We start from the raw sequence: 26,080 nt of genomic DNA on the forward strand, positions 1-26,080 counted from the left end.
AAATGATATCCGAGGAACAAATCGGGCTCGACCTTCTCCGCACCTATGTCGCGGTATGCCGGCAGGGCAGCTTGAGCCGGGTGGCCGCGCAGACCGGCCGAACCCAATCGGCGTTGAGCATGCAAATGCGCCGGCTGGAGAGCCTGCTCGAACGGCAATTGTTTCAGCGCACCGGTCGCGGCGTGGTGCCCACGGCGGAGGGCGAGCTCTTTCTCGGGTACGCGACCCGCATCCTGGCCTTGAGCGACGAGGCGATGGCGCGCCTGCGTCAGACCGAGATCCGCGGCGGTGTGCGTATCGGCCTCTCCCAGGAGGTCGCCGCCTCCACCTTACCCGCCGCCCTCGGCCGACTTCACCGCGCCTACCCCGACATTCACATGGAGGTGCTGGTCGAGCACAGCCTCGCGCTGGGACGGCTTTGGCAGGAGGACGAAATGGACATCCTGATCGGTCCGACCTCCGCCGTGGTCGCCGACGCCTTGATCGCATGGAACGTCGAGCTGCAATGGGCCTGCGCCCTGGACCACGTTTGCGATCCCGAGCGCCCCCTCGATCTCGTCGCCTTCTCCGCGCCTTGCCTTTGGCGCCGGCGCATGATCGATGCGCTGGTCGCTGCCGGTCGCGAGCACCGGGTGACCTTCACGAGCCAGAGCGTGACCGCCTTGCAGGTCGCCATCGAGAACGGGTTGGGCATCGGGCTCCTCCCGCCCGAGTCCATTCGCGCAGGGATTACACGGCCGCTGAAGGTGACCGAGGGCATCCCCGCGCCGCTGACCGTTCAATACGGCCTGTACGCCCGCGATCGACGAACACCGGTCGTCGATGCCGCGCTCGAGGTGCTGCAGCAAGCCATTCGAACCCGCGCAGAATAACCCGCGCGCATCGTCTCTTCGTCGCTCCCCCGCGAGCCGCGCCGGCACCGCGAGCCGCGCCGGTCATGCGCGAGCCGCACCGCCGCCGCGAGACGCACCGGTCATGCGCGAGACGCACCGCCGCCGCGAGCCGCGCCGGCACCGCGAGCCGCGCCGGTCATGCGTGAGACTCGTCGGCACCGCGAGACACGCCGTTCACGCTCGCGACGCGCCGTCGCCGCGAGCCGCGCCGGTCATGCGTGAGACGCGTCGGCACCGCGAGCCGCACCGCCGCCGCGAGCCGCGCCGGTCATGCGTGAGACTCGTCGGCACCGCGAGACACGCCGTTCACGCTCGCGACGCGCCGCCGCCGCGAGCCGCGCCGGTCATGCGTGAGACGCGCCGGCACCGAGAGACGCACCGCCGCCGCGAGCCGCGCCGGTCATGCGCGAGCCGCGCCGGTGCCGTAAGCCTCGTAGATCTCGCGCCGGGAGGCGCGCTCCCGCGTGAACCGCACGCCTTCAAATCGCGCCCGGCGAGCCCGCGCTAGATGCAGCACTTGCTCCCCGTCCAATATTTGCCCGTCCCATAGCACGAGTTCGCGGTGCCATCGACACATTGGCTGACATCGCTCACGCAGCATTGGCTCCCGGTCCACATGCGGTTCGTCCCGTAGCAGTAGTTCGCGGTGCCCGCCGTGCAGATGGCGCTCTTGGTGATGCAACAGACCTTCCCGGTCCATTTGAAGTCGCTGCCATAACAATAGTTTGCCGTGCCGCTCACGCATTGGGTGACATGGCTTACGCAGCATTGGCTGCCCGTCCAGTTGAAGTCCGTTCCGTAGCAGTAGTTCGCGGTACCGTCGACGCATTGCGTAGAGCCGCCACCGCCCGAGGTGCCACCGTCCCTCGGGGAAGGATGGGGATCCGGGTCCGAGGGACAGTAGTCCAGCTTTTTGCTGACATCGCACGTCTCGCTCTTGAGGGCGCACCTGCCATCGATGCATGCGGCCGCCGCGTACGAGCCGCTGCTCGAGCAGGAACAGCACGACGGCATGCAATCCCGATACGAGCTGCACGAAGCGCCGATGCTCTTCGTCCCCGGTAGCTTCGGCGTGCTGGATGACGGGCACCGGCCGTTCTCCTGGTACGCGGCGCTCGATACATCCCCCTTCGAGGGGCCGCCGGCACCTCCGTTGTTGTCGGAGTCCGACGAGCAGGCACCGCTTCCGAGGGCGAGCCCCAGAACACCGGCGGCGGTGAGCGCAAGAACGTGATGGCGAGCCAAGGCCAAGGAAGACGACATGTTCCCGGCACATACGCGCGCCGCGCCCAATCCTCCCCTGCGGACGCCTCCCTTTCGATCGTCGCCCGATGGCGCACCGCAAGATGCGTCGGCCAAGAAATTTACAGCACGAGCCGTCGTCGGCTCATGACCTCAGCCATGCCACACGCGCCCGTGCAACATGCGCTGCGCGGCTTCAGTTCCCCATGTTGTAGCCCTGGGTTCCCTCCCCAAAACGCTTGTTTTCGGTCATATCCCCGGCCCGCGCCAGCGAGCGATGCGCGCGGGCGAGCGGTGTCTGACAGAACGTGCGGGCTGGGCCAGCAGGCAGGCCGGCCAGGTAGGCATCGGCCAAGTGCAGCTCGCGACGGGCATAGGCCAGCATCTCGCCGGTTTGCCAACCCTCCGGCCAAACGTTCTCGCCACGGCCGGTGCCTTCATGGCGATCGATCAGGATGTTGATGCTCTGCAACGCCCGGCCATAGCCCACGCCGAGGGTCCGATTGCTGCGCGTTCCATCGTGCCACGCCCACAAATCACAGAGCAGCAGCGCGAGCGTGCCCGCGACGGTATAGGTATACCGATTGAGATCTTGCTCGCTCTGCACGTAAAAGTCGGCCTCGGCCCACCAGGCCATGCGCTCGGCCAGGGTCGCGAACGTCTCCAGCACCCGAGGCGCGATGTCCGACGGCGCCAGCCGTGTCCATTCGCCCAGCCGTAGGGTCACGTCCGGCAAGTGCCGTGCGTACGTGTGGAACTGAAGTCCGAAGTCGGCGACCGAAAACCGGCCCTGAAACGTGGCCGCCACCTGGCGGAGCAGGTGCGCTTTGGTTTTGCCGTCCAGAAATGGATGATCTTCGATCTCATCGATGCCGCGCATGCACAGGTAGGCGGCCGTCGTCGCCTCGCTCAGCCCCCGCGGCATGCTCGTTATTGGCTCGTACCAAGTCCTGCTGTAGGCGCAGACGACCTTTTGCGCTTCATCCAAGAGCTTCATTGGCCCCCCGATCGTTCGAAGTCATGCGAACCAATACGACCTTGGTTCCGGGCAACATTGAATCAGGCTCGCCGCAAAGGCAAGTCGTCGGCGACATGCGCGCGCCGTTCTCCTTGAGGTGACTCGAGGTGGCCCGAAGGCACCCGTTCCTCTTCGCGGAGGAAGCTCGAACGGGTGCCACGGGGTGCCATCGCGATTCGCGAGCGCATTGCAAAGCACGATATCGCGCTACCCCGATCGCGTGCTGGTAGCTCCGAGCCCGCCGAGGGAGACGATGGGGCTCTTCGAGGGTACGCGCTGCGCATGATAGTGCCGCTCGAGCGCGTCCCAGTCGATCACGACGGAGCCGCCCTTGCTCGAATGCTGCTTCTCCCACGTGGCCAAAAACTCCAGGGTCGCGTGATCGAGGTGGGCGAGCTCGTTGAACTGGATGTGCAGCTCGCGGTCCGTCGGGATGGTGTCGAGCGACTCGGCGATGTCGGCGAGCCGGAAGAACGTGGCGGCGCCGCGCAGGTGCACGACCGTTCGGCGCTCGAGCGCGTGATCCTCGATGCGGATTTCGAGGCGGGACATCCGATAGAGGAGCTTGGCGATCGCCAAGGTGAACCCAATGAGCACGCCCTTGAGCAAGTCCGTCGTCACGATGGCGACGAGGGTCACCGCGTAGATGGCGGCTTCACTCTTCCCGTATTGGTAGAGCTCCTTGAACATCTTGACATTGACCAGCTTGAGGCCGGTGTAAACCAAAATACCGGCGAGGCTCGAGACCGGAACGAGGCGCAGCACCTGCGGCAAGGCGACGACGACCAAAAGGATCCAGGCGCCATGGAAGAAGGCCGAGACCCGCGTGCGCGCTCCAGCCTGAACGTTGGCCGACGAGCGAACAATCACGCCCGTCATGGGCAGCCCGCCCAAGACGCCGCAGATCATGTTCCCGACCCCTTGCGCGAAGAGCTCGCGGTTGTAGTTGGTTCGCGGTCCGGTGTGCATGCGGTCGACGGCCCCCGCGCAGAGCAACGTCTCCGCGCTGGCCACCACGGCCAACCCGAACGCTGCGCCCCAGGTCGCGGGCTCGGCGAGCAGGTGCAACGTGCTCATGGTGGGGAACGTCATCGAGGCAACGAGGTTGCTCGGCACGGACACGTAGGCGATCGGAAAGTGGAACAAGTTGGACACCACCGTGGCCACGAGCACGCCCACGAGGGGACCGGGCACGATGCGCAAGCGCCCTGCGAATTTGGTCCAGAGCAGCACCGTGATGATGGTGATCAGACCGATCGCGGCCGCTTCTTGGTGCGGCGTGTCTTCGTTGGGGATGATCCCCTTCCAAATGGCGAGCGGCACGGTCATGAGGTTCTGGAGGCCGCTGCCCTTCGGCTTGTCGTCCACCATCACGTGCATCTGGCTCGCGAAGATGAGGAGCCCGATGCCGGCGAGCATGCCGTGAATGACGGTGGGAGGGACCGCGCGAAACCAGCGACCGCCGCGCAACATGGCGGCCACGGCTTGAATCATCCCCGCCGCGAGCACCGTGATCGCGAGCGCCGGGAGACCGTGGCGTTGGATCAACTCGTAGACGATCACGGTGAGGCCCGCGGCGGGGCCGCTGACCTGCAGCGGTGCGCCCTGCAGGATGCCCACGATCAGACCGCCGACGATCCCCGTGATCAACCCGACCGCCGGCGGGGCGCCGGACGCAATCGCAACCCCCATGCACAAGGGGAGAGCGACCAAAAAGACGACCACCGACGCGAGTAGGTCGTTCGAGTACGCAGAAAGCCCGGCTTTGTCTGTTCGTTTCATCGAATGCTCAGATCGATTGGAAATGGGATACGGGTGTGGGAGGCGCGGGAAGTCGCGCTTCCGTCACGGGTACGAATTGCCGTTGCTCCGGATCGAACGCGAACACTTCGCCGGTCTCGATCTTGTAGACCCAGCCATGCAACCGGAGGGTTCCTCCCGCGAGCCGCGAAGCGACGAGGGGATGTGTCCGTAGATGTTCGAGCTGCACGAGGACGTTCTCCTGAACGGTCGCCGTGATGCGCGCGTGACCTTCGAGGTGCTGATAGTGCTCGCGTATGATCTGGCGGGTGGCCTCCGTATGCGCGAGCCATGCCGCGACCCGGGGGAGCTCCTCGAGGCCCTTCGGGTCCACCACGGCCTTCATGGCCCCGCAATGGGTATGGCCGCAAATGATGATGTCCTTCACCTTGAGCACCGCGACGGCGTACTCGATGGTGGCCGCTTCGCCGCCCACGTGCGGGCTGTGCGGCGGAATGATGTTGCCTGCGTTTCGGATGATGAACAGCTCCCCTGGCGCGGTCTGCGTAATGAGATTTGGATTGATGCGCGAATCCGAGCAGGTGATGAACAGCGTGTCGGGGCTCTGGCCGCTGGCCAACTTCTCGAACAGCTCGCGCTGCGGCCGGAAGATGCTGCGTTGAAATTCGTGAATTCCCTGAATGAGCTTCTGCATGATTGATCCCTCGATCTCGTTCGATACTCGTCGGCCCACCGGCTTCGGCCGCGATGACTGCTTGCACTTCTGAAACGAATGACGCTCCTCGATGGCATGCGGCGCACGAAATGTTTCGGGCGCATGCGAGAGCGTCGGGCTTGCGTATCGAGCCCTTCGGAACATGGCAAACGATGCCATTCCCAAGAGCCGAATTCGTGATTCACATCGTTCGATGGTCACGCCATGGTGGCCAATCGAAATTCGATTTCCGGATACCGCGCATGCACGGCTCCCGTGGATCCCTCGGAATCCTGAGCACGGCCTATGTCTGCCGATCCGGACGCTTCCAGGTGGAACGTCTCACGCGCGATGAGCGCCCGCCGCTTGGCTTCACGCCGGCACCCGCCCGACACGCCTCTTCGACGTGCCCGCGGTATGTGCCCGCGCCTTAAAAACGTGCCTTAAAAGCGTGAACGCGAGCGCCGGCGTAGGGCCGATCAGGCTCGTGGAGGCGGGCTCGGCTGTTCGACGACCGGATCGCTCACCGGGCGATCGAAGGCGGACAGCGACCAAACGACGGCACCTTCATCGAGCTGCGTGAGCTCGACGAGTCTTGGCTCGCCGTTGGCGACGGGATCGTCATCCCGCTCTTCCTCTTCCTCGAAGGTGGCGGTCATGAGCGTGCCTGCGGCGTTGTCGTCTTCTGCGTTCGCCGTCCCCGGCACCGCCTCGACCGCCGTCGAGCTCACCCATTCCGTGGCCGTTCCTGCCAGCCAAGCCCCGCCCGCAAGCGAGGACAAGCACAACACCCCCATGCACAGCGCGAGGACGAACCGACCACAACGGGCGATAAAGAGGGCGAGACGAGTGGCAGGCATGCGGTCCACGCGCGATCAGGGATCGGGCGACTCACTTTATTCCCATGTATGGCCCTCGATGCAACCGAAAAACGAAAGCGGTCGGATCTACGTATTTGCACCTTGACGTCACGATCGCGACTCCGATGTCACATCGATATGGCTGGTACGTGAAGGGGATAGCGCGATACCCGCCTAAGCGCCGCGCGCATCGCTGCCTCCACCGAGTCAAGCGCGTGTCCACCCGTGCACGTCCACCCCTGCTCCCCTTCGGGAAAACGGTTGCCCAAGCCACCATGGACCTACTGCTCGGCGCGGCCGTTTTCCCCTCCGGAACCGTCATCCCATGCTCGACCTCGGGTGCGCTCGCGATGTGGCGGATCGAATGCAGCCCACCTGCCGCATTCGTGCACCACGAGCGCCATCCGATGTTGCGGAATCTTCCAGCGAGCATGTCGGCAGGGGGTGAGCGAGTTTACCCCCCTGCCGGATCATCGCGATGCGTACTTCGATTTTCCATCTCTGCGTCTCTGCGTCTCTGCATCTCTGCATCTCGGCGCGCGCGCGCGCGCGCCTCCTCGTTCCTGGAGGTTCCGTCTCCTCCTTACAATTCTTCGCGCAGCGCGATGTTGCCGAGATTTTGCAATAGCGGCGCATTTTCGCACGCAACGTAGGTGCATGGATCGGCGCCATCGTTCGTGTGCTGGTGCGCCGCCCAGACCGGAACGTAGAAGGCGTCGCCCGCCGTCCAATGAACGAGCCGATCCTCGATGCGTGAGTGGCCCGATCCCGTGAGCACGTAAATGACCGTCTCGTAGTTGTGGCGGTGCAGGCGGGTCGACTGCCCGGGCTCCAGCCCGCCAATGGTGACGCTGAGGGTGTTCGTCGGAAGGTCCACGATGTTCACGGCGTGGTTGCGTTCGCTCGTGAACTTGTTCGACTCCGTGTCGCGGTTCGCCGTGACGGCCGGATGGTGCAACCGATCGGGCACGTGCACCGCGGTGGTGGCGCTCACGCGCGCGAAGTCGATGGACGAGAAGCGCCGCGGGGTCTCGGGCGCCGGCTGATGCTGATGAGGAGCGATCACGTCGTCCGAGACGCGGCTGCGAATGACGTTCAGGACGGCGTCGAACATCTCGCATCGTTTGATGATGACGTCGGCGCCAATCGCGCGTGCGCGTTCGCGGGCCATCGGATCGCGCTCGGTGAGGCGCTCGAGGATGCTCAGCATCGTCAGCGCGTGGTCTTGGTCCTCTTCGATGTGGATGCGAAAGAACTCGGTGGCGCGATCGCCCACGCCGTGCCCGACGAGCGCATCCAAGATGGGACGATAGATCCACGGGACCACCGCCTCGGCGCCCAGGCAGAGCGCGGCGAGACCTTCCAGCGGGTTCTTCGCGCGGCAGTAGGCCATCACGGTGTTCGAGAACGCGCGCGTCGCCGGCAAGGGTGGCTCGCTGCGGGGATCGGCGTTCAGCGCGTCCAGGGTTCGTTGAAAGATCTCGGCGTGCGTCACCGCCTCGTTTCCATCGACGCCCATCTCCTCCAAGAGGTTGCTCATGATGGCGTGGAGGTCTTCGATATTGGAGAGATTGCTCATCAGCGCGCACAGATACTGCGTAAAGCGCCGCGAATAATGTCGGTGCTGAATGAGCAACGTTCGAACACCGCTCAGGCCGATGCGACCGCTCGAGAGATCCGTGAGGAGCGGGTGCCGCTCGAGCTTGTTCACCATTTTGGGATCGAGCCACGCATCCCAGATCGAGCTCACCGGTGGGTGGCCTCCTTTCGAAGTCTCCGCGACACCTTCTCCAGCAGAACGCTTTTTATCGATATTGCTCATCGTGGTCATGGCGCCCCCAGTGTTGGTCGAGGACCAACCGTGGACATTCGTGAATGAAATCATCGCTTCTTCGATGCGACCATATCGAACGCTCTTGTTTCACAGCGCGATTGCACGGTTCGTTACGGCGCATACACCGATGCATGCGCGCGCAAAGAACTTCGTGTGCGGAAGGTCGTGCGCGAAATGAGTTTTGGCCCGCGCGCACGCCGACCGGTGGGAGGTGGCGTCTGAAGACAAAAAAATCGATCCGCCCCAATCGTGTAACGAAGGGAAGCTCGAGGCTCTCGGTCGACTTGCTTCTGCTGCTCGTGTGGGATAGTTTTTAAACGTTCTAAATTGGCCGAACATGCATTTAATTGGCTGTCCAACCAATATTTATGGGAACGAAATGTTCGGCCGGAGTGCGCGCGATACTTTTGCAGCAACGATGCGGTGACGCGAGCCGGAAATAAAAAAAGCCCTCGCACCATCGTGCGAAGGCGAACACGTATACAGCGGTGCCTCGGCACCTTCTCGTCATGGGCGCCGTCCTCCAAGCCACATCGTCGAGGACGTGCGGCGGCGCTGTCGGAACGCTCGGCGATGTGCACGCTCGTGCACACACCCGCCGTTGCGTCGTTTCCGTCGCCGGCACACGTCTCGGGCGAAACGCCGGTATCGACTACGCTTTCTTTTGTTGTCGCTCGACCTCCGCGCGCAGGCGCTCTTCTTGCGCGCGCAGCTCGGGGGTGAACTCCGCGCCGAAGTCGTCTGTCTCGAAGACCGGGCGAATCTCGAGCACGCCTTCGTCGTCCGGCATGGGATTGGGGCAGCGCCGTGCCCACTCGACGGCTTCCTCCATCGAGCGAACCTGCCAGAGCCAGAAGCCAGCGATGAGCTCCTTCGTCTCGGCGAACGGCCCGTCGAGGACCTTGCGTTTGCTTCCGGAGAAGTGGATACGCTTTCCCTTCGAGCTCGGGTGAAGCCCCTCGGCCGCGAGCATGATGCCCGCTTTGACGAGCTCCTCGTTGTACTTGCCCATGGCGGTGAACAGCTCCTCGCTCGGCATGGCGCCCGTTTCGCTCTTCTCCGTTGCCTTCACGATGACCAAAACTCGCATGGTTCGCTTCCTTTCGCGCGATCGCGCCCGAGGTTCGTACCGTTCGTCGAGCGAGGGCCGGCGAGATCGACGAGCCCCAACGAAATTTTTCGTTTTCGTGAGCCGCCGTCGAATTTCCCCGGCGCGGGGCTCCGGTCCGATGTGCCATCCCAGCGGTAGGCACTTCTGCCCTGCGTCAATTGGTGTGGTGCGTCATAAGCGATGCCTTGGGCTATCGCCAAGAGGCCGCGTCGGATAGAGAGAAAAGCGTGAGTCGACGGAGCCGCAAAGATGCGCAGACGTACATCGCGCAAAACCGCGCCGCGACCTTTCACTACGAGATCTCGGAGCGCTACGAGGCGGGGATCGTCCTGCGCGGCAGCGAGGTGAAGTCGCTCCGCGAGGGGCGCGCGCACCTCACGGAGGCCTATGCCGCGGTCGAGGACGGCGAGCTATGGCTACGGCAAATGCACATTGCATCGTATTTTGCCGCCCGCGCGTTTCCTCACGCGGAGAAGGGGGCGCGCAAGCTGCTGCTGCGCGCCAAGGAGATCCGCCATTTGGAGCGCGCCGTCTCGCGCGAGGGCTACACCCTCGTACCGCTCAATCTCTACTTCAAAGACGGGTGGGTGAAGCTCACCTTGGGGCTCGGCCGCGGCAAGAAGGCCCACGACAAGCGCGCCGCGCTCGCGGAGAGGACCGAGAACCGCGAGGCGTTGGAAGCGGTCCGCAAGTCCTCGGCTCCCCGCGCGCGCGTTACATCGACGTACCGACCTTGACCAAGTCGAAGGCCTCCGACGTCTTCTGCACGAAGTAATAATAATTCGATGCGTCCATATCGAGGCGCACGGGGATCCTATCGCCGGTGGGGACGATGGTCTCCGGGCCTCCGGCCGTCGGCATGCGATGAATGCCCGGCGTCTGCCCGTCGACCCAATGGACGAAGCCATTGGAGAATACTACGCTGCTGTACGCAGGAATGGCGTCGAGCCGCACGGGGGTGCCGTCCGTGCCGTCCTTGGGGATGGACCAGAAATACCAATCCGGATCGTGAAAGTAGACGTTCTTGTCGTCGACGTGCAGCACGGTGGGCTCGAGCATGTACCCTTGTTTGAGCCTCGTTCGAGCGTACGTGGACTTGTCGATCCGCACGATGGTGTGGCCCCACGAGCCGCCCGCAAAATCGTAGTGGGCATAGAACGCGTCGCTGTCGGCGGCGCCGATGTCGAGCTTTTCGTTCCCGATCTTCCCGAGGTCGACGGCCCGCTTGCTCCCTACGCGAAAACGGCGCAAGTGTTGAACGCTGAGCTCGTCCTCGTCCGTGTAGTAGAAGTAGTCGCCATCCAAGAATAGCTCGCTCGGGTACTTGGCCGCGATGATCGCTTCCCACTTCTTCTTCGCGAGATCGAAGCGGACGATGTCCGACTCGCTCCAGTAGAGCCCACCGCGTTGGTAGGTGAGGGCGGAGCTTATGCTCGCAGACTGGGGGAGGTACCCGCGGTCGAGGGTGCTGCTGCCGTCTTTCGCCGCCGAGTAAACCTTCTTGTCGTACCCATATCGGGTCAGGACGCGCCAATAGATGGTCGTCGCATCTTGGTCCACCTTGCGACCGAGGAACATACTTCGGTAAGGGGTCGCATAGTCATTGAACGGGACGTCCGCGGCGATGACGGTGGGCGAAGCGGCGGCGGGGGCCGGCGCCGCCGTCGCGAGCCGCTGTTCGGATATCGCGCTGGTCGCGCGGGCCGGGTCGGTGGTGCTCGAAAGATCGAGCGAGGATGAGTCGTCGGAGCTGCATGCTGGGATCGAAACGATCACGGCTGCCAAGGTTGGAAGATATCGAATCATGGGTGGTAGACGCGCGCGGGCGGCGCGCGATTCACCTGCGCCTCGTCATGGGCAAGGAATGCGATGTTGGGAACGCGTCCTTCCCATGTGCGATCCGAAACGGCCCTTCAGAAGAGCGCCGGGATCGAGTACGGCGCCCATTGGTCCCTCCAGGGGCGCGCCCGTTCCAGCTCGTAGGCGAGGCCGAGGAGGAGCGCGTCGGCGCCTGGGGCCGCGGCGAAATGCATCCCGATGGGGACGCCGCCCGCCGGGAAATGCAAGGGCACGGACATTCCGGGGCAGCCCGCGACGTTGTGGAGCGGTGTATAGCCGATGCCCCGCGAGGTTCGTCGAATGAGCTCCTCGCGGCCGAGGATCGGCGAGAGGTAGCCGAGGGGCCAGACCTCGGTGGCGATCGTGGGCGTGAGCACCGCATCGTAGGCGCGCGTCGTCTCCACGTGGGCGCGCGCCGCCGCGGCGAGCGTTGCGCGCGCGACCTTCAACGCGTCCGGCCCGCGCGCGACGAAGGTGTCGACGAGCTCCCACGTGAAGGTCTCGAGCTCGTCGTGCTGCACCGGAACGCCGCGCGTCTTGTCGACGAAATCGACGATGCGGGAAATGGCCTCGGCGATCACGATGAAGAACGCGTCGGCGAGGGCGTCCGGGTTCGTCGCGGGGGCCGCGATGGGCTCGACCGTGTGGCCGAGATCCGTGAGGAGCGCCACCGCATCCTCGTAGGCGCGGCGCACGGCCGGCGTCGGCTCGCCGCCCATGATCGTGCGCGTAAAGGTCGCGATGCGCAGCCTTCGCGCAATGGGGCTTTGCACGTATCCGACGGGCGCGTTGGCGGCGCGGTCCTCGGTGATCGAGAGAAAGAGCGCGCTGTCGCGCACGGACCGGCTGATGCAGTGGTCGCTCGTCATATCGGCGAAGTCCGAGCTCGCCAGCGTGGCGCCGAGGGTGCGACCGCGGCTCGGTTTGAAGCCAAAGAGCCCGCAGGCCGAGGCGGGGACGCGGATCGATCCTCCGCCGTCGTTCGCATGGGCGATCGGCACCAACCCCGCGGCCACGGCGACCGCGCTCCCGCCCGACGATCCGGTGGCGGAGCGCGAAAGATCCCATGGATTGTGCGTAATACCCTCGAGCAAGGTTTCTGTGCTCGCGAGCAATCCAAACTCCGAGAGGGCCGTCTTGCCCGCGCACACCAGCCCCGAGGCTTCGAGCGCTGCGCCATACGGCGGCGATTGCGCGGCGATGTTTTTCGCGAACAAGCGCGATCCCACCGACCAGCGCAGCCCCGGCCAAGGCATCGCATCCTTCACCAAAAAAGGTACACCGCGAAAGGGCCCATTCTTCGGCGCGGGCGGTCGCTCGTCGACGACGGTCACCACCGCGCGCAAGAGGGGATTCAGCGCCTCGATGCGCGCCATGCACGCGTCGAAGAGCTCCGCCGGCGACACTTCACCTTTTGCGCAAAGCTCGGCCTGCGCGACGGCATCGAGACGGGCAAAGGTCGAAAGATCGCTCATGTTCGTTCCTCGTGCCCATATGGCGGCAAACACGATTCACACGTGCGGAGGCGCTCCGGGCTTCATTCGAGGATGAAATAAGGCCCGCCGCGCACACATGTCAAGTGGAGTGGCCGATTCGCGCCAGCCGAAGATCCGCGCCTGCGTGGCGGTTTCGAGGCGCCGCGATCTCGATTAGGGTTGCGCCATGGTCGATTCGAGCTCGGGGGTGGCGGCCGGCGCCGATCCGGCACGGGTGCAGGTGATCCTCCCGCGCGGCCCGACCCCGGTTTGGCTCGAGGACCGCGGACCGCGACGGAGCGAGGGCGAAATCGCCGCCTTCGAGGCGCGCATCGGATATCCACTTCCCGCGGACTACCGTGAATTCCTTCTTCGCTACAACGGAGGAAGCCCGGTCGTGGGCGATGTCGTGGGTCGAGACGACACCGACGCTCCTTACGAGCACGGTGATGCCGTACGCACATTCCTCGCATTGCCAAGGAGGGTCGACGGGCCGGATCCCGAGGTTCCCGGGTACGCGCGCCTCGAGCTACCGGAGGAGCACCCCTGGCAAACGCCGCGCAATATCCTGCAAATTGGAGACGATGCTGGCGGTAACGCGTTTATGTTGGATTTGAAGTCCGGCCTCGTCACGTTTTGGGATCATGCGTCGAACCGCCCGCCAGAGGACCGCCGCGTGCTCGGCGACGACTTCTTCGACTTCCTTTGCCGCTTCGTCACCCTCGAGGAGCGCGCCGCCCGCGATGCCGCCGAGAAGGAAGCCGAGCGGCTCGCCATCGAGGAGGGGCCGATGCCCGCGGGGGTCGAGGCCTACTGCGAGCAACTGAAAGGCCGATTCCCCCATATCCGCACATGGGTGCGCGCCGCGTGCGTGCGCGTCTTTCACGAGAAAGGCTACTTCGCGCTCCACGCGGACGAAGCGTCGCGTCATGTCTTCGATCTCGCGTGCTGGCTCCGGCAGGCGACCACCGGCAAACCCATCGATCCAAAGGTGCTCGGAGACGAGCTGATGACCGCCTGGAGCCCCACGCGCGGCGGCTTTGGACTCGGCGGTTACGCTCCGCGCTTCGTCGAGGACTGGTTCGCGGACCGCGTGGCGCGAGGGACGCTGGTGGTCGCCCGGTGGTCGCTTCGAAGACGAGAGAGCGGAGCGCGGCTCACGGACGCGGCCATCGCGGAGCTCGTGGCGCGCTGCGGGGGGTAGGCGACCCATCGCCGAACGGCTCGAAACGTCGCCACCCCTTTCATCTTATGCGTTATGCGCGCGACTCACGGCTGGCAGCGGCGAAGGCCCTGCGCGCTGGGGTCGGCGTCGAACTCGGAGGTGGTGCTCAAGTTGACGGCCGGGGTCCAGCCCCAATTGCCGTTGTCGTCACCTAGGGTGTGGTACCAGGTGGTGTTGCCGCCCGCGTGGCGATCGCCCGTGCCCCAGCAATCGAACCAGCTGTACGTGGTGCGCACGGTATCGACCACGTTGCTCGTCGCGGTGGTCGACGCGTACAACGCCGCGCCGCCCTTGTTGTTGCAATACAGTCTTCCGTTGCTGCGGACGCTGCAATCGGCGGCCGAAGCTTTGTACGAGATGGCCTGGCTCCCCATCTGTTCCCAAGCGCCGCGGAAGGCTTGTCGCGGGAGCCGCTTGTTCTTGCCCGCGAGGTCGAGCGGATCGTTGATGTAGACGTAGTTGGCATCGAAGCCCGTGATGACCACGGAGTGCTCGTGCCACGTGATGCGAACGTTCCCCGTTCGCGTACGCCACGTCGTGAACGCAGAGTCATCGAGCGGTCGGAAGAACTCGTTCGAGATGATCCAAACGGGCCGCCCTTTTCCGACGTAATCGGTCAGGAGCGCGTCGAAGCCCCTGCCCGTGAGATCGACGACCCGGTTCGCGATGTAGGCGTCCGCGAGACGTTTGACCGGCGCATGGTAGGCGCCATATCCATCTTTGGCGCCATCGTACATGTCGCCCACGAATCCATCGTTGGGGTTGCCGAAGAAGCCATTCTCCTTGTACGGAACCTTGTCGATTCGGGCGGCCAAGGTCATCTTGCTCACATCGACGCCGACGTAGTTGAGCAACATGGCGAGCGACGTAACTTCGCACCCTCGCGGCAATTCCGGGTTCTGCTGAATCAGCGGAACGTCGAGCAGGATAGCCGCCTGAACGGCGTCTGCCTCGCTCGCAGCGCCCTGAAGCTCGCGGCTCGTCTCGGCGCTCGCTCCTTCGGAGCCGCTATCGACGCTACAGCCACCGGCGGAAAAAACGACGCAGGTACAAAGAAGCAGGGCCTCTCCAAGGATCTTGCGCATGGGCCCTTTTTATCACGCCGAGGTTGCTCCGTATTTGAAAAACGGTTGAGAAGATGAATATGGCGCGCTTTGCTCACTTGGTGAATGGGAATGTGCTGCGCCTGCTGCTGCGGTGTCGGCTTCTGGTGCGAGCGAAGGCTCGAGGGGCCGGCCCCGAGCCTCCTTTTGAATGAATCAACTATTCTTCTTCGCCGCCATCACCTCGACGATATAGTCGCTGGCGGCGCGCATGGCCGCCACGTCAAAGCCGTTCATCGTGGTGACATTTCGTGTTTCGGTTTGCCACATCGTTCGAATCGACGAGGTGAGCTCGCGATCACCGCCCGTAAAGGCGTCTCCGATGGCCGTCCAGCGCGCGGCCAGCTCCTGCGCGCGTGGAGAAGAAGGATCCGTGCCCTTGTCGGCTTCTTCGCGAACTTCGTGGATGAGCGCGCGCCACTCCTCCTGGATCTTCTCGAGCCCCTCTTGTCCGAGGGCGGCGCGGCGCCGCGCGAGCTCCGCCAGTTGTTCCTCCGTAAAATACGATTCGACGTTCATCATGGCCTCCATGGTTTCGAAGATGGTTTCAGTAGACAATGTTCGATTGCCATCGACGTGCTGCACGATGGCCTCGAGCCGCCGCAAAAGCTTTTTCCGCGCCGCGATCTCCTCACGCAATCGCGTGACCCGCAGGGTGAGCGCCTCGCCGAGCGAGAGCTTCTTCTCGTTCAAGGTGCGGGCGATGTCGTCGAGCGAAAATCCCAATTGGCGCAGCGCTTTGATCTGCAAGAGGCGCTCGACATGGCTCTGGTCGTAAAGGCGATGCCCCGACGCGCTATGGCTCGGACGAAGCAGGCCGATCGCATCGTAATGATGCAAGGTCCGCACGGAGACGCCCGCCCTCGTGGCGAGCTCGCCGACCTTGAGTTGCAGCCTCCTCGTTCCCTTCACGAAGAAGACCGTAGGACCTCACGCAACGTGAGGAGCAAGGGAAAATCGTCACCGGCCCGAGCGAGACGAAACCGGACGCGTCCTCGACGCGGGCCGCACCCTTATGACGTGCCGCGGGCGAGCCTCGCCTTCAACTCGAGGAGGAGCGCCGCGCCATCGCCGCGATAGGCGCTGCCGTGCATGCACGCGAGGAGCTGGGGCCGATGGCTCGCGAGCTTATCGAGGAGCGCACCGCTGCTCGGCGCATGCGCAAAATAGTCGAGCGAGCGACGCATCGACTCGCTCGGCTCGAGGACGTCGTGCGACGTGACCGGCGGATGCTCCGCGCCCGGTTGGGTGAAAAGGTCGCCGCAGAGCAAGGTGCTCGTCTCTCTTTCGAAGAGGAACCCACACTCCCACGCGTGCGGCAGGTGGGGGGCGTCGAGCCAAACGAGGGTGCGCTTGCCAATGGACAGCGCCTCTCTGTCGCCGAGCGTGTGCGGAGGGCGATCGAAGGCGTCATCGTTGATCATCGTGTTGATACGGCCGCACAACGGCCGCGCATTCGGCGCCTGGGCCAAGAGGGCGTTGAGGGCGCCGCACTCGTCATTCTCGTAGTGCGAAAATCCAAGGTAGCGCAGCCCCGAGACCGGGATCACCTTGGAGATGGCTTCTGCCGTGAGCTGAAACATGCCCCGCGGACCCGTATGAAAGAGACACGGGGCGTCGTCGACGAGGAGGTATCGATTGAAGCTGAATCCCGCGGGGCCAGCTTGCGCCGGCGTGGTGATGCGATAAATACCCGCCTCGACTTCGTCGATGCGCGTGCCCGTCTCTGCGTTGGTGATCATCGGGATGCCCTCCCGTACGGGAGTGTAGAGTGGTCGCACGCGCGGAGAAAGGTCCAGCGTACGCGTTTCGCCGATGACCTGACCGCCCCGCGCGTTCGCGCGGAGAGCGGGAATCGGGCGCTTCATCGGCGCCCTTTGGCCACGGCGCCGTTGAACTCCGGTTCGGACGACCTTACATCGTGGCGGCATGAGCCGCGCGACCGAGCTGATTGCGGAGTTGGTCGAATCGGGCTGGAACACGTGCCGCTCGATACGCGATGGGCTGACGCGCGCGGGGCTACCATTGCCCACGGCAGCGTACCTTCGTCGGACGTTCACGCGGTCCGAGTGGGAACGCGCAGCGCGCGCCGTCGAGGCGTTGCGCGAACACTTCGAGGACGCCAAGTTCGCGGACCAGGCGTCTTTTGGAATCTTGCTCGTACCGGATCATGAAAAGCTCGATACGCGCGGGGCCATCGATTGGTCGATGCGACGCGGGCAATGGACGAGCAAGGGGGCGACGGAGGACTTCGTCGATGAGCGGCTGCCGCCCGGTAAGATCGTGGTGCCGGGCGGTCGCGATTGGTCGCTCGTGGCCACCGTCACCGGCACGGCGGGGATCCACGTCGGGAGCTACGACACCATCGTCGGCGCGCCGCGCGAGAGGTTCTTGGTCGGCGACGTGGATACGCGCGCGCAGATGGTTCGCCAGATTTGGGGCGCTCGGGTGCTGCAGAGCGGTACGGTTCTCCCCGACAGCAACGAGCGTGACGTATGGACGTTCACGCTCTTCCCCGGCGAAGGTTTGACGGGGGGCGAGGCCGCGTCCGGAACGGTGCTGCACGGCAAAGTTCGTTTTCGGCTGGGTCGTGCGGATCGAGGCATCTCGTCCGTTCGTGTTTGTCCTGCGATTCTCGTCGGGTAGGCGGCGGCGCGCGAGCAACTCTGCTCCACTGCGGCACCTTTGCCCCAGTGGCCCCGAATGCGCGCGCTCGGCCTGCCATTCGAGCCGCGAGGCACGGTGGCTGCAAGCAGCGTCGCACCAAGCCAAGAGACGAAACACCGACGAGGAGATCTCATGACGATCGACATTTTCAAGGAGCGTGGCATCGCGCTCGAGAAACAGGAGTTCGACTGGCGCGACCTCGTGCGCGTTCCGTATAGCAAGCTCGATGACGATGCATTCACGCGCGTCCGCGTCATTCTCATGAACGGCATCGAATCCGAAGCGCTTCGCTTCAGCCACGCGTGCGCCCGCATGAACAAGCCCTTGCAGCTCCAGCTCGCGCGCGTGCGCCGCGTCGAGCAGCACCAGCAAACGCTCGTCAATTGGCTCCACCCGCCCGATCAAAACGTGCTCGAGACCACCATCGGCTTCGAACAGGTGGCCATCGAGGTCACGGCCAGCGTGGCCATCCACGAGCCGGATCCCTATTTGAAACAGGTTTATCAGTTCGGGATGCTCGAAGACTTCGATCATCTTTACCGGTACGCGGCCCTGATGGATCGCCTGGAGGGCAAGGACGCCAATGCGCTGACCCAATGCTATACCGATATTCGAGCAGGGAGGCCCACGGTGGTCGAGCACCGCGCGCCCGAAGACGATCTGCGCGAGCCCTACGATCGCGCCAAAGCGGAGCCCATTTCCAAGTTGAACGCGCTGACCATCATGGCCGGCGAGCATCAGACGCACGACTATTACATGACCGTGGGCCCCACGTTCAGCGATCCCATCGCGCGCCAGCTCTACGCCGAAATCGCGAGCATCGAGGAGCAACACGTCACGCAGTACGAGTCGATCATCGATCCCTACGAGACATGGCTCGAGAAGTGGCTCCTGCACGAAGCGGCCGAGGTGTACAACTACTTCTCGTGCTATTCCCAAGAGTCCAACGCGCGCGTCCGTGACATTTGGGAGCGCTTTCTCCAGTACGAGCTCGGCCATCTTCATTACGTCATGAACCTGTTCCAGACGGTGGAGAAGCGCGATCCGGCCGAGATCCTCCCGCAGACGTTGCCCGAGCCGATCAAGTACGCGAGCCATCGCAGCTATGTGCGCAAGGTCCTGAACCAAGAGGTCGATCTCCGCGCCAATGGCACCCAGATCGTCCCCCTGAAGGAGGACTCCGCCGCGTCCGTCGCCTACCGCGAGCGAATGAACGCCGCGGGATCTCCGTCGCAAACCGTAGCCGCGGGCTACCAATGGGCGCCCGGCGGGGAGCTCACGACGCGCAATGGCGCAGCCAAGGTGAACGAGGTGCAGCCGTGAACGAGAATGAATTGCAATTGGATTTGAATCGCACCGGTATCGGCATCGTCCCTGCGCGGAGCAAGGAGCTCATCGCGTCCGTCAGCAGCGCGAAGCCCAGCTCGGAGGGGAACGAGGAGCTCATCTCCGACGTGCGCAACACGTACACCGAGCCTGGCTCGACCATCGGACACATCCCGGCGCCCGTCTCGGAGGACGCCGTGGAGACGGTCATCGCCGAGCCGGCCGAGGGGCAGGCCACGGCCGTCCTCGTCGACAAGCTCGGCGAGCGCCTGGCCTTCGAGCGAACGGGCGTACGCTTGTATGATGCGCTGATCGCCAAGTTCGACGCGGCCGGCAAGCTGGATGGCGACCTGACGCGCGCCGAGCTGGTCGCCATCCGCGACGAGGAGCACCAACACTTTCGACAAGTGAAGTCCGCCATCGAAAAGCTCGGCGGCGATCCGACCGTCGTCACGCCCTCCGCCGATCTCGCGGGTGTCAAGGCCATGGGGCTCCCCCAGGTGCTCACCGATCCGCGCACGACCTTGGTGCAGGCGCTCGAGGCCATCCTCGTCGCGGAGCTCGTCGACAACGAGGGCTGGAGCACGCTCATCGAGCTGGCGGAGAAGCTCGGCCACTCGTCCCTCGCGATCAAGTTTCGCAAGGCGCTTGCATCCGAAGAGGAGCACCTCGCAAAGGTGCGCGGTTGGGTCAAAGAGATGACCTTGAGCGCGTCGGCGGCGTAAAGCCTTTGCGGCGATCGTCCGCTCATCGCGGGCGGAGCGCGCGCGGCGAGCCGCTCCCGAGCTTCTTCAACAGACGCCGGAGCGTGCTCGCGTCCTGGTAGCCCACCTCCGCGGCGACGTCGTCGATGGAGAGGCGGGTCGATTGGAGCAGCGCCTGCGCGCGCCGGAGCTTGACGCTATGCACGAGCGCGAGCGTGCTTCGACCCGTCAGGCGCTGCACGTGGCGCGACAAAGTTCGCTCCGTCATCCCGAGGCGCGCGGCAAGTTGGGATACGCGCGGAGGCTTGGGAAAGCGCGCCTCGATCTCCGAGGTGATGCGCACGATCAACGCATCGCCGTTCGCGAGGAGCTCCGGCGCGACGAACTTCGCCTGCGCCCGCCGGCCATCGATGAGCAGGGTGCGCGCCACCCGATCCACCAAGCGGGCGCCGTAACATTCCCGCAGCAGGTGCAGCATCAAGTCGGTCTGCGCGAACGCGGCCCCGGCCGTGACGATCGGCCCGTCCGCGCAGACCATCGCATTCGTATCGACCGCGCATCGCCGCTCCATGCCGGCGAGCAGCCCGCCGAGCCACCACGTGGTCGTGGCCCGCCGGCCCTGCAAGACCCCCGCGCGTTGCAAGAGGAAGACGGCCGTGCACGAGGCGGCGACCTGGCCTCCGCGCGCGACGTGCCGCGAAATGGCTTTTGCCAGCGTGATGGCGTCGGGTCGCTCCAGGCGCGCGCGCACGGCGGCCGCGTGGGTCGTGCCCAGGCCGGGGATCACCCATAGCGCTGGCTCAGGGCGGGCGAGGACACGCAAGCGCGATGTCTCGATGCGCACGCCCGACGAGAGCGAGACGCACCCCCCGTTCGCCGAACGAACGTCGAACCGGAGCGGCTCGGCCCCCAGGGCGCGCGCCGTTTGGAGCATATCGAGGGTCGCCGTGACGCCCGTCGCGAAGGCGCCCTCCAGAACGAGCACGGTGAATCGCATCGTGTCCAATTTTGCCCGAAAAAAGTCTTTTCCGACACTGGCCACGTCGCGCGAAGCCATGTCCGATGGGCGCAGAAAGGACCGAGCGATATGACGACCTCGACCCACACCCCCTTGCGCAGCGTCCACCAGGACGATCCACTCGACGATTTCGAACACCGCCCCATCACCTTGCTGGACCAGACGCGAAAGGTCTACTGCGCCGGCTCCGGACCCGCCGTCATCGTGATGAGCGAGATGCCCGGCATCAGCCCGCGCGTTGCTCGCTTCGCGCGTTGGGTGCGCGATGCGGGGTTCACCGTGTGGATGCCGAGCCTCTTTGGCCGCGACGGCGCCCTCCCCACCGCGAAGGAAGGCCGCGCCGTCTTCGAGCGCGCGTGCATCAGCAAGGAGTTTCGCGCGTTCGCCGCGAACGAATCGAGCCCCATCACGGCGTGGTTGCGCGCGCTCGCCGCCCATGCGCACGCCGTATGCGGCGGTCCGGGGGTGGGCGCCATCGGCATGTGCTTCACCGGCAACTTCGCGCTCTCGATGATGCTGGAGAAGGCGGTGCTCGCCCCCGTGCTGGCGCAACCTTCGCTGCCATTTGGCGATCCTGCGGGGATGCACATCGCCCCCGACGAGCTCGCGCGCGTGCGGCAGCGGCTGGAGCGCGAGGATCTGACCGTCCTCGCCTATCGCTTCGAAGGTGACTCCTTTTGCCGCGCGGAGCGCTTCGCCGCCTACCAGCGGGCGCTCGGCGACCGATTTCTCGGGCGCGTGCTCCCCGACAGCGGCGCGGGCCCCCAATCCGAGCGCCCCGACGATTTCTTCCGCCATTACGTCCCGACGCCCCACAGCGTGCTCACCGTCCACCTCGTCGACGCGGAGGGTGAGCCCACCGCCTCCGCGCGCGACGAGATTCTGGCGTTCTTTCGGCGCCGGCTCGCGGTGGAAAATCACGAGCACCCTTGACCCTCACGCGGCGAGAGGGTGCATCTACCGATGCATGTACAAAATTGGACAGCTCGCGCGCCTCGCGCACATCAGCGTGCGCGCGCTCCACCACTACGACGATATCGACCTCGTCCGGCCCTCGGGCCGCAGCGAGTCCGGCTATCGGCTCTATACGGAGCGCGACCTGGAGCGTTTGCAGCAAGTGCTCTTCTTCCGCGAGCTCGGCTTCCCGCTCGAGCGCATCGCGCGCATCCTCGCGGACCCCACCTTCGATCGGCGCGCCGCCCTGATCGAGCAGCGCGCCCGCCTCACGGCCGACGCCGAGCGCACGCGGGCGCTGATCGAGCTCGTCGACCGCACCCTCTCGACGATGGACGAAGGCGCCCCCATGAAACCGGAGGACATGTTCGAAGGGTTCGATCCCTCGAAGTACGAAGAGGAGGCCAAAGCCCGCTGGGGCCACACCGAGGCCTACGCCCAGAGCCTCGAACGCGCCAGGAGCTATGGCCAAGCGGACTGGCAGACGATCCACGCGGAGGCCGCGGCCACCACGCGCGCCTTCGCGGAGCTGTTCCAATCCGGCGTGTCCTCGGGCGACCCGCGCGCCATGGATCTGGCCGAGCAACATCGCCAGCACATCGATCGATGGTTCTATGCGTGCTCGTACGCGATGCACGTGGGGTTGGGGCGAATGTACGTGGCCGACGCGCGCTTCGCGGCGAGCTACGAGAAATACGCGGCCGGCCTCGCGCAATTCATCGCCGACGCCATACGGTTCAACGCTTCGCGTTATGGGGAAGCGTGCGAATGATGCATACGCAAGCGTATCCAATGTCGCGCAAGCGATGACGGATGATGCCCTCGGAGTGCTTGACAGCCAGGGTGGTGGTCGGTACCGTCCAATTCGTTAGGAAAGTTTCCTAACTAAAGATCCTGCCGCCGTACCAACCCTTTCAAGAGGACGAATGAACATGAATTCTCGCCTCCTCCGGCCTCGATCGAGCAAGTGGCTCCTGGCCGCGATCGCATCCATCACGGCTGGGGCCCTATGGCAACCGCCCCGAGCCAACGCCCAACCCTCGCGCACCGCGGAAGCCCTGGGCGATCATCCGTTCGTGCTCGCCGCGGCGGGCGACATCGCAGATCGATGTACGGCGAGCAGCTCCAAGTGCGTGCACGTCAAGACGGCCGCGCTGGTGGACGCGATCCAACCCGCCGCCGTGATCACCATGGGCGACAATCAATACGACGACGCGCACTATTCGGATTTCAAAAATTACTTCGACAAGACGTGGGGGCGGTTCAAGAGCATCATGCACCCGGTCCCCGGCAACCACGAGACGTACGACGACACTCCGCTGGCCGGCTACAAGAAGTACTTTGGCTCGATCGCCACGCCCAACGGGAAGGTCTATTACAGTTGGGATATGGGCAATTGGCACTTCATCGCCCTCGACTCCAACGATTTCGTGCCCCCCGAGCTCGCCCTCTCCGACGACCCTTCGGCGTCCGCCGAGGAGCTGGCCGCCGATCCGCCGCAGTTGAAGTGGCTGAAGCAAGACCTGGCCAAGACCACCAAAGGGTGCGTGGCGGTTTATTACCACCATCCCCGATTCAGCTCCGGCGACCACGGCGACAACAAGGGCCTCGCGGCCGTGTGGTCCACCCTCGTGGCCAACCACGTGGATCTCGTGCTCAATGGCCACGACCACCACTACGAGCGTTTCTATCCTCAGAACGCCGATGGCAAGGTCGACGCGAACGGCCCGGTGCAGATCATCGGCGGCGGCGGCGGGTACAAGCTCTACCCCATTCACTCTCCGCACACGGCCACCGCGAAGCTGCTCGCGACCCACGGCGTGCTCAAACTGAAGATGACCGACACCACGTTCGCCACCGAGCTCATTGGGCTCGACGGTGAGACGCTCGACAGCAGCCCGACCTACACCTGCCATTGATCGAGCGATAGGCCCTCCCATGTACATCGCCGCCCGTCGTGGCTCGGATACGAGCGCGCTCCCGAGGCCGGCCAACGCACTCCGCGCCACGGCGAGCAATGTCGTGGCGCTGGGGCTGGTCAGCCTGGTCACCGATATCTCGTCGGAAATGGTCACGGCGGTTTGGCCGCTCTATCTGGTCTTGGGGCTCGGCCTGACCCCGCTGCAGTTCGGCGCCATCGATGGCTTCTCGTCGGTGGCGACGGTCCTGGTGCGATTGCTCGGCGGCCACCTCGCCGATCGGTGGCAGCGCCTCAAAGCGGTGGCCACCTTCGGTTACGCGCTCTCGGCGATCAGCAAGCTCGGTTGGCTCTTGGCCGGCGCCTCGCCCCTGGCGCTCGGCGCGGTGTCGGCGGCCGACCGGGCAGGCAAGGGGATCCGCACGGCGCCGCGCGACGCCCTGATCGCCTCGAGCAGCACTCCGGAAACGTTGGGCCGCTCGTTCGGCGTGCACCGCGCGATGGATACGGTGGGCGCCTTTCTCGGGCCGTTCGCGGCCATGGGCGTTCTGAAGGCCAGCTTTGGCAGTTACGACGCCGTCTTCGTCGCGAGCTTTTGCATCGCCGTCGCGGGCGTGTTGCTGATGGTGACGTTCGTCGGCGACCGAAAGCCCCCGGCGGCGAGCGACGAGGGACGATCCTTGCGCGCAGCCATCGGGCTCTTGCGCCTCGCCCCCTTCCGCCGAATCGTGATATGGGCCGCGTTGCTCGGCCTGGTCACCGTCAGCGACGCGTTCGTCTATTTGCTCCTCCAGCGACGATGGAGCGTCGATGCCGTCTATTTTCCAATGCTGCCGCTCGGGAGCGCAGGGGTGTACCTGCTGCTGGCCGTTCCCTTGGGGCATCTTTCGGATCGGATCGGGCGCTGGGTGGTGTTCCTTGGCGGGCACCTCGCGCTGATGGCGGCGCTGCTCGCGCTCTTGGGGCCAACCCACGGCGCCGTGTTCCCCGTCATGGCGCTGGCCCTTCACGGTATCTTCTATGCGGCCACCGATGGAGTGCTGATGGCGGCCGCCGGCCAATGGCTCCCAACGAATTTGCAGGCGAGCGGGATGAGCATTCTTCAAGCGGGTCAGGCGGGCGCGCGCGTCGTGTCCTCGGTATTGTTTGGTTGGATTTGGACGGCGTGGGATCCGCACGCCGCCGTGCTGGTGATGGCTTCCGCGCTGGGCGCCGTCGTGCTGGCCGCCGCCATCGTCCGCCCCTTGCGCCCGCGAGGTGCCTCGTGAGAGCGCGCCTGCTGGCCGTCTCCGTCGCCATGGTGGTGCTGGTGGGGATCGCCATTGGCTACACGTTGCGGATCCGGAAGGCGCGGGCGAGCGCCGCGAGCGCTCCCCCGGTCGCGCCGGAGCAGCCGATTTCCCTTTCGGCGGCGGCGCCGCGCCAATTGCTCTTTCGCAATATGTCTGCGGGGCCGGGCTTTGGTCGCATCGCCGCCCTTTCACTGGACGATCCCCAGGCGACCCGGCGTGTGGCCGACGTAGCGTGCGATCGATTCGCGAGCGCCGCGGGGGTGGGCCTGTGCTTGGCGCTCCGACCCGCCGTATTGCCCCCGATGACCGATCTCCTGGTCCTCGACGAGAACCTGAATGTCGTTCGCCGCCTCGAGCTCCCGGGGACCCCGAGCCGGGCCAAGCTCTCCCGCGACGGGAAGATGGCCTTCTGGACCATCTTCGTCAGCGGCGACTCCTACGCCGAAAATGGATTCTCCACCCGCGCCGGCGTTCTGGATCTCACCACGGGCGAGCTCACCAAGACCATCGAAGAGCTCCCCGTCTTCTTCGACGGCAAACGCTATTTCGCCAACGACGTGAACTACTGGGGTATCACCTTCGACGCCAACGACACGCGATTCTACGCGACCCTGTCCAGCCGCGGAAAGACGCACCTCGTGCAGGCCGACTACCGCACCTACCGCGGGCGCGCCCTGGAGGAGAACGTGGAGTGTCCTTCCTTGTCGCCGGACGGCAAACGCATCGCGTTCAAGCGGCGCGTATCGCCCGATGTACCCGTGTGGCGATTGTCCGTGATGGACCTGGGCACCCGGCTCGTCGTCCCGCTCGCGGAGACGCGCAACGTCGACGATCAAGCCTTTTGGCTCGACGACCTCACCGTGATGTACGCGCTATCGGCATCCCCCGGTCATTCGGACATATGGTCCGTCCCCGCGGATGGATCGGGCGCGCCGCGTTTGCGGGTCGCCGATGCATCGTCTCCTGCGCTCGGGGGCCAGGGCCCATGACCATGTGTCCTATCGCCGGCATGTGATGCTTCGAAACATCATTCCGGGGTGTGCCACCGTCACACCCTAATGCATTTTGGCGGCAATTGCGCATGTCCCGCATCCGGGGACTATGCTCGCGGATGTCGATTCGACCAAAATGCATGTAGGGAGTGGA

24 protein-coding genes are annotated in these 26,080 nt (G+C 65.0%); 11 read left to right on the forward strand and 13 right to left on the reverse strand.

Translation table 11 applies throughout. From position 1 onward, the window contains the following. The first annotated feature begins 2 nt into the window (after positions 1-2). Positions 3-872: a LysR substrate-binding domain-containing protein gene (locus LZC94_01725; GenBank protein WXB15999.1), complete on the forward strand. Its 870-nt coding sequence runs from the start codon at positions 3-5 to the stop codon at positions 870-872. A 525-nt stretch (positions 873-1,397) separates the two neighbouring features. Here LZC94_01725 and LZC94_01730 read toward each other — a convergent pair. The 7 genes from LZC94_01730 to LZC94_01760 form a co-directional block, all read right to left on the reverse strand. Further along, positions 1,398-2,156, reverse strand: a complete 759-nt coding sequence (locus tag LZC94_01730) for a hypothetical protein (GenBank protein WXB16000.1) — start codon at positions 2,154-2,156, stop codon at positions 1,398-1,400. Between the two features lie 175 nt (positions 2,157-2,331). Further along, positions 2,332-3,132, reverse strand: coding sequence for a squalene/phytoene synthase family protein (locus tag LZC94_01735; protein ID WXB16001.1), 801 nt, complete (start codon positions 3,130-3,132; stop codon positions 2,332-2,334). Between the two features lie 228 nt (positions 3,133-3,360). After that, complete coding sequence (locus LZC94_01740) at positions 3,361-4,935, reverse strand: SulP family inorganic anion transporter (protein ID WXB16002.1); 1,575 nt, start codon at positions 4,933-4,935, stop codon at positions 3,361-3,363. A 7-nt stretch (positions 4,936-4,942) separates the two neighbouring features. Continuing rightward, entirely contained in the window at positions 4,943-5,608 is a 666-nt protein-coding gene (locus LZC94_01745) for a carbonic anhydrase (protein WXB16003.1), read from the reverse strand. Positions 5,609-6,087: 479 nt separating this feature from the next. Then, positions 6,088-6,390 carry a hypothetical protein gene (locus LZC94_01750; GenBank protein ID WXB16004.1) on the reverse strand — a complete coding sequence of 101 codons (303 nt, stop codon included), beginning with the start codon at positions 6,388-6,390 and terminating at the stop codon, positions 6,088-6,090. A 661-nt stretch (positions 6,391-7,051) separates the two neighbouring features. Continuing rightward, a complete protein-coding gene (locus LZC94_01755; protein WXB16005.1) occupies positions 7,052-8,218 on the reverse strand; it encodes an iron-containing redox enzyme family protein in 1,167 nt (388 codons plus the stop codon). A 736-nt stretch (positions 8,219-8,954) separates the two neighbouring features. Continuing rightward, positions 8,955-9,392, reverse strand: a complete 438-nt coding sequence (locus tag LZC94_01760; protein WXB16006.1) for a YciI family protein — start codon at positions 9,390-9,392, stop codon at positions 8,955-8,957. 248 nt (positions 9,393-9,640) lie between these two features. Here LZC94_01760 and smpB point away from each other — a divergent pair, with 248 nt between their 5' ends. Further along, positions 9,641-10,150 (forward strand): SsrA-binding protein SmpB, encoded by a 510-nt coding sequence (gene smpB, locus LZC94_01765; protein ID WXB16007.1) that lies wholly within the window; start codon positions 9,641-9,643, stop codon positions 10,148-10,150. Here the strand turns inward: smpB and LZC94_01770 are convergent. After that, the gene (locus tag LZC94_01770; protein ID WXB16008.1) at positions 10,128-11,219 is read right to left on the reverse strand and encodes a hypothetical protein; all 1,092 of its coding nucleotides are present in this window, start codon (positions 11,217-11,219) and stop codon (positions 10,128-10,130) included. The genes smpB and LZC94_01770 overlap by 23 nt on opposite strands. 107 nt (positions 11,220-11,326) lie before the next feature. Beyond that, complete coding sequence (locus tag LZC94_01775) at positions 11,327-12,727, reverse strand: amidase (GenBank protein WXB16009.1); 1,401 nt, start codon at positions 12,725-12,727, stop codon at positions 11,327-11,329. A gap of 187 nt (positions 12,728-12,914) precedes the next feature. Between LZC94_01775 and LZC94_01780 the strand changes: the two genes are divergently transcribed. After that, positions 12,915-13,931, forward strand: coding sequence for an SMI1/KNR4 family protein (locus LZC94_01780; GenBank protein ID WXB16010.1), 1,017 nt, complete (start codon positions 12,915-12,917; stop codon positions 13,929-13,931). 65 nt (positions 13,932-13,996) lie between these two features. On the opposite strand, the gene LZC94_01785 is transcribed toward LZC94_01780, so the two are convergent. From LZC94_01785 to LZC94_01795, 3 genes are all read right to left on the reverse strand, one after another. Beyond that, a complete protein-coding gene (locus LZC94_01785; GenBank protein ID WXB16011.1) occupies positions 13,997-15,037 on the reverse strand; it encodes a C39 family peptidase in 1,041 nt (346 codons plus the stop codon). Between the two features lie 174 nt (positions 15,038-15,211). After that, on the reverse strand, positions 15,212-15,967 hold the full coding sequence (locus LZC94_01790) for a MerR family transcriptional regulator (protein WXB16012.1): 756 nt from the start codon (positions 15,965-15,967) through the stop codon (positions 15,212-15,214). Between the two features lie 101 nt (positions 15,968-16,068). Continuing rightward, positions 16,069-16,797 (reverse strand): MBL fold metallo-hydrolase, encoded by a 729-nt coding sequence (locus LZC94_01795; protein ID WXB16013.1) that lies wholly within the window; start codon positions 16,795-16,797, stop codon positions 16,069-16,071. Between the two features lie 187 nt (positions 16,798-16,984). On the opposite strand from LZC94_01795, the gene LZC94_01800 reads away from it, so the two are divergent. From LZC94_01800 to LZC94_01810, 3 genes are all read left to right on the forward strand, one after another. Beyond that, the gene (locus LZC94_01800; protein WXB16014.1) at positions 16,985-17,701 is read left to right on the forward strand and encodes a hypothetical protein; all 717 of its coding nucleotides are present in this window, start codon (positions 16,985-16,987) and stop codon (positions 17,699-17,701) included. 153 nt (positions 17,702-17,854) lie between these two features. Beyond that, positions 17,855-19,045, forward strand: a complete 1,191-nt coding sequence (locus LZC94_01805; protein ID WXB16015.1) for a hypothetical protein — start codon at positions 17,855-17,857, stop codon at positions 19,043-19,045. Further along, positions 19,042-19,773, forward strand: a complete 732-nt coding sequence (locus LZC94_01810) for a ferritin-like domain-containing protein (protein ID WXB16016.1) — start codon at positions 19,042-19,044, stop codon at positions 19,771-19,773. Before LZC94_01805 ends, LZC94_01810 begins: the two co-directional genes overlap by 4 nt. 22 nt (positions 19,774-19,795) lie before the next feature. On the opposite strand, the gene LZC94_01815 is transcribed toward LZC94_01810, so the two are convergent. After that, entirely contained in the window at positions 19,796-20,749 is a 954-nt protein-coding gene (locus LZC94_01815; GenBank protein ID WXB16017.1) for a helix-turn-helix domain-containing protein, read from the reverse strand. Positions 20,750-20,839: 90 nt separating this feature from the next. Between LZC94_01815 and LZC94_01820 the strand changes: the two genes are divergently transcribed. From LZC94_01820 to LZC94_01840, 5 genes are all read left to right on the forward strand, one after another. Continuing rightward, positions 20,840-21,703, forward strand: coding sequence for a dienelactone hydrolase family protein (locus LZC94_01820; protein WXB16018.1), 864 nt, complete (start codon positions 20,840-20,842; stop codon positions 21,701-21,703). Between the two features lie 34 nt (positions 21,704-21,737). Continuing rightward, on the forward strand, positions 21,738-22,496 hold the full coding sequence (locus LZC94_01825) for a MerR family transcriptional regulator (protein ID WXB16019.1): 759 nt from the start codon (positions 21,738-21,740) through the stop codon (positions 22,494-22,496). A 160-nt stretch (positions 22,497-22,656) separates the two neighbouring features. After that, on the forward strand, positions 22,657-23,643 hold the full coding sequence (locus LZC94_01830; protein WXB16020.1) for a metallophosphoesterase: 987 nt from the start codon (positions 22,657-22,659) through the stop codon (positions 23,641-23,643). Between the two features lie 19 nt (positions 23,644-23,662). Next, complete coding sequence (locus LZC94_01835) at positions 23,663-24,910, forward strand: MFS transporter (protein WXB16021.1); 1,248 nt, start codon at positions 23,663-23,665, stop codon at positions 24,908-24,910. After that, the gene (locus tag LZC94_01840) at positions 24,907-25,923 is read left to right on the forward strand and encodes a hypothetical protein (protein ID WXB16022.1); all 1,017 of its coding nucleotides are present in this window, start codon (positions 24,907-24,909) and stop codon (positions 25,921-25,923) included. The genes LZC94_01835 and LZC94_01840 overlap by 4 nt, the downstream gene beginning before the upstream one ends. Positions 25,924-26,080 lie beyond the last annotated feature (157 nt).

The organism is Sorangiineae bacterium MSr11954, assembly GCA_037157815.1.
Classification (GTDB): domain Bacteria; phylum Myxococcota_A; class Polyangia; order Polyangiales; family Polyangiaceae; genus Pendulispora; species Pendulispora albinea.

Excerpts from the sequence above, each read along its gene's own strand:
- LZC94_01775 (WXB16009.1), bottom strand. The coding sequence starts at position 12,727 with ATGAGCGATCTTTCGACCTTTGCCCGTCTCGATGCCGTCGCGCAGGCC.
- LZC94_01780 (WXB16010.1), top strand. The coding sequence starts at position 12,915 with ATGGTCGATTCGAGCTCGGGGGTGGCGGCCGGCGCCGATCCGGCACGG.
- LZC94_01825 (WXB16019.1), top strand. The coding sequence starts at position 21,738 with ATGTACAAAATTGGACAGCTCGCGCGCCTCGCGCACATCAGCGTGCGC.
- LZC94_01760 (WXB16006.1), bottom strand. The coding sequence starts at position 9,392 with ATGCGAGTTTTGGTCATCGTGAAGGCAACGGAGAAGAGCGAAACGGGC.
- LZC94_01820 (WXB16018.1), top strand. The coding sequence starts at position 20,840 with ATGACGACCTCGACCCACACCCCCTTGCGCAGCGTCCACCAGGACGAT.
- LZC94_01795 (WXB16013.1), bottom strand. The coding sequence starts at position 16,797 with ATGATCACCAACGCAGAGACGGGCACGCGCATCGACGAAGTCGAGGCG.
- LZC94_01740 (WXB16002.1), bottom strand. The coding sequence starts at position 4,935 with ATGAAACGAACAGACAAAGCCGGGCTTTCTGCGTACTCGAACGACCTA.
- LZC94_01805 (WXB16015.1), top strand. The coding sequence starts at position 17,855 with ATGACGATCGACATTTTCAAGGAGCGTGGCATCGCGCTCGAGAAACAG.
- LZC94_01770 (WXB16008.1), bottom strand. The coding sequence starts at position 11,219 with ATGATTCGATATCTTCCAACCTTGGCAGCCGTGATCGTTTCGATCCCA.
- LZC94_01815 (WXB16017.1), bottom strand. The coding sequence starts at position 20,749 with ATGCGATTCACCGTGCTCGTTCTGGAGGGCGCCTTCGCGACGGGCGTC.
- LZC94_01730 (WXB16000.1), bottom strand. The coding sequence starts at position 2,156 with ATGTCGTCTTCCTTGGCCTTGGCTCGCCATCACGTTCTTGCGCTCACC.
- LZC94_01785 (WXB16011.1), bottom strand. The coding sequence starts at position 15,037 with ATGCGCAAGATCCTTGGAGAGGCCCTGCTTCTTTGTACCTGCGTCGTT.
- LZC94_01835 (WXB16021.1), top strand. The coding sequence starts at position 23,663 with ATGTACATCGCCGCCCGTCGTGGCTCGGATACGAGCGCGCTCCCGAGG.
- LZC94_01830 (WXB16020.1), top strand. The coding sequence starts at position 22,657 with ATGAATTCTCGCCTCCTCCGGCCTCGATCGAGCAAGTGGCTCCTGGCC.
- LZC94_01800 (WXB16014.1), top strand. The coding sequence starts at position 16,985 with ATGAGCCGCGCGACCGAGCTGATTGCGGAGTTGGTCGAATCGGGCTGG.
- LZC94_01725 (WXB15999.1), top strand. The coding sequence starts at position 3 with ATGATATCCGAGGAACAAATCGGGCTCGACCTTCTCCGCACCTATGTC.
- LZC94_01735 (WXB16001.1), bottom strand. The coding sequence starts at position 3,132 with ATGAAGCTCTTGGATGAAGCGCAAAAGGTCGTCTGCGCCTACAGCAGG.
- LZC94_01745 (WXB16003.1), bottom strand. The coding sequence starts at position 5,608 with ATGCAGAAGCTCATTCAGGGAATTCACGAATTTCAACGCAGCATCTTC.